Here is a 3,113-nt window from a genome sequence, read left to right on the forward strand (position 1 = left end):
CCCTTTTTCAGCCCCTGCCCCAATTCCATCGCCACCACTTTTTGAGAAGTTACACCGCTGGCTATGTTGTTCCTCCTCGAAGTATCCTCAATGCTCCTCGTCGTCACGCCTCGCCAGCGGCGCCCAGCCCTCACCGAAACGTACGAGCGATTCTTCCGCGGGCCCTTGGCGGGCTAGCGGTCGCGGGCCAAAGACCCTATGAGCTGCAAGATGAGCGAAACCCCGCGACCAACGCAAACCAACCGCCTGGCGGCCGAGAAGTCGCCCTATCTGTTGCAGCACGCCGCAAACCCCGTCGACTGGTACCCGTGGAGCAGGGAAGCCTTCGAGCGCTCGGTGGCGCACGACAAGCCGATCTTGCTATCGGTCGGCTACAGCGCCTGCCACTGGTGTCACGTCATGGCCCACGAGTGCTTCGAGGACAAGGACATCGCGGCGCAGATGAACGAGTTGTTCATCAACATCAAGGTCGACCGCGAGGAGCGTCCAGATGTGGACCAGGTCTATCAGCTGGTGGTGCAGCTGCTGGGTCGCAGCGGTGGCTGGCCGCTCACGGTCTTCCTGACACCCGAGCGCAAGCCGTTCTTCGGCGGGACCTATTTCCCTCCACAGGATCGCTACGGCATGCCCGGTTTTCCGACGGTGCTTTCGAGTGTCGCGCGTGGATTTCGCGAGCAGCGCAGCGAGCTCGAGCGCTCTGCCGCGGAGGTAACCCGACGTATCGCCGAGATAGCCGCTCCCGGCACGTTGCGGGCAGAGCCCGCGGAAAGCTCGCTGCGCACGGCCGTGAGCAGCTTGCGCCGGCAAGCCGATGAGCAGCACGGCGGCTTCGGGGATGCTCCCAAGTTTCCCAACAGCATGAACCTCGAGCTGCTCTTGCGCGGTCATCGCAGGGGATTTGGGAGCGCCTGTCTCGAACATGTCCGCCGCAGTCTCGACCGGATGCGCGCCGGCGGGATCTACGATCAGCTTGGTGGAGGGTTTCATCGCTATTCGACCGATGCGCGCTGGCTCGTGCCGCACTTCGAGAAGATGCTGTACGACAACGCCCTTTTGACACGCATCTACCTGGACGCGTTTCGGGCTACCGGCGAGGAACGCTACGCCGATACCGTGCGCGAAACCCTCGCCTACGTGCAGCGCGAGATGCTGTCGCCCGAAGGCGCGTTCTTTGCCACACAGGATGCGGACAGCGAGGGTAGGGAGGGAGTCTTTTTCGTATGGAACCCGAAGCAGCTCGAGCGCGAGCTGCAGCCCGACGAGGCCCGTGCCGCTGCGCTGTTGTACGGCGTGAGCGAGGAGGGCAACTTCGAGGAAGGCCAGAGCGTGCTCCACGAAAACAGGCCGCTGGCGGCGGTTGCGAAACAGCTCGATCGATCCGAGCCCCAGGTGCAAACCCTGCTCTCGAGCGCGCGACACAAGCTCTGGCAGGCGCGCGAGCGGCGACCCCGTCCCTTTCGTGACGAGAAGATCCTGGCTTCCTGGAATGGCCTGATGATCGGGGCGGTGGCCGAGGCCGGCGGTGCCCTCGGCGAGCCTGGCCTGGTCGAAACGGCAGCACGCGCGCTGAGCTTCTGCAGGGGGTCGTTGATGCAGCAAGCAAGCCTCTCGCGCATCTACATGGGCGGCGCGAGCGCTACCGCTGCGTTCCTCGATGACTACGCGAACTTGGCCAACGCAGCCATCGACGTGTACGAGAACAGCTTCGAAGAGTCCGCCCTCGAGTTCGCCGACGAGCTCGTTCAGGCGGCGCTGGACCGCTTCTGGGATTGGGAGCACTCGGTCTTTTGGTACACGCCTGCCGGCGGGGAAGCTTTGATCGTGCGCTGCCAGGACGTGTTCGACGGCGCGGTGCCTTCGGCAACTTCCTCGATGTGTCGCGCGATGCTGCGCTTGCACGCTCTCGGGGGCCAAGAGCAGCTGCTGCAACGGGTCGAGCTGGTCTTGCGTGCGTTGGGGCCGCGGGCGGCCGACAACCCCATGGGCTACGGCAACCTGCTCTGCGTCATGGACAGCTACTTTGCGGGTGCAACCCAGATCGTGCTGGTGGGCAAGCGCTCCGACCCGGCCCTGCAAGACCTTGCACGGGCGGTGCGCGGCAGCTACCTGCCCCATCGAGCCTTGTTGTTCCGTCCCAGCGACGCGCCCCGCACTGCCCTCCCTTGGCTGCCCGACTTCGCCGCAACGCTCGAGGCCCGCGACGGCCGCGCCACGGCCTACGTCTGCAGACAGCGCAGCTGCAGCGCTCCCGTCACCGATCCCGAGCAACTCATGCAGATGCTCGCGGAGTCAGGGGTCGGGTAGGGCTCCGCCCCCCGATTGGAGCCCTGCCTGGTCCGTCCTGCGGCGGAGCCTTCGCAACAGCATGCCGGACGGTGAATCATACCCGAGGTGCGTGGAGGTCGACGAACTTGTCCTCGATCACTTGCTCTGTTCCTTTTTGACGAAGACCACCCTGCGGCGCGGCTTCTCTTCCTTCGAGATGAGCACGTCGCGGGGAACGTTCTCCACCACGTTCCACGGTCGCACAAGCTTGCCGCTTGTGCCCCACTTGCGGCGCGAGCCGAGCTGGATCTTGCTGTGAGGCCGAACGAGCTCGAGGAGGGATGCCCGTACATCGTCGGGTACGTCGACCTGGTGGAGATCCATGAAGTAGCCCAGCCGCTGCACCAGGGCCGACGAGCCCCACTTGCGCGAGAGATCGGTGAGCCTCTCCCACGAGACCTTGCGGGCAGCCCGGGCGGCGATCCGAGAGACCTCGCCGATCCCACCGGCGTAGCGGGGGCGATCGAGCGCGTCGAGCAACGCCCTCTCGGTCGTCGCCATCTGAACCGCGTGTCCGAGGACGGTGAGCTCCTCGAAGCCGAAGAAGCGCTGCTCGGGGATCTCTGGGGCGAGCTCCATCAGGTAGAGCACCTGCGTCGCCCGGGCTCGGCTGAACCCGAGCTGGCGGGCGAGGTCGGCCCGGTCCCTGGCCTCGCCGGTGGCGATGCGTCGCTGGTAGTCCCGGGCCCGGCGGAGGGCCTCCACCACCGGCGGCAGCTTGGGCGGCTTCTTCCGGGCGGTGCGCTTCTTCCGCAGGCGCGTCACCTTGGGCGGCTCGGGCAGCGGGC

2 protein-coding genes are annotated in these 3,113 nt (G+C 66.0%); one reads left to right on the forward strand and one right to left on the reverse strand.

Annotated elements, in window-relative coordinates; all coding sequences use genetic code 11:
• Window positions 1-210: 210 nt before the first annotated feature.
• Window positions 211-2,304 carry a thioredoxin domain-containing protein gene (locus MJD61_14060; GenBank protein ID MCG8556395.1) on the forward strand — a complete coding sequence of 698 codons (2,094 nt, stop codon included), beginning with the start codon at window positions 211-213 and terminating at the stop codon, window positions 2,302-2,304.
• Window positions 2,305-2,421: 117 nt separating this feature from the next.
• Here MJD61_14060 and MJD61_14065 read toward each other — a convergent pair.
• On the reverse strand, window positions 2,422-3,113 hold a 692-nt coding region (locus MJD61_14065; GenBank protein MCG8556396.1), incomplete at its 5' end, for a hypothetical protein.

This window comes from Pseudomonadota bacterium (assembly GCA_022361155.1).
Classification (GTDB): domain Bacteria; phylum Myxococcota_A; class Polyangia; order Polyangiales; family JAKSBK01; genus JAKSBK01.

Bases quoted from the DNA above. Each gene is read 5' to 3' on its own strand.
- MJD61_14060 (MCG8556395.1), top strand. From the start codon at position 211: ATGAGCGAAACCCCGCGACCAACGCAAACCAACCGCCTGGCGGCCGAG.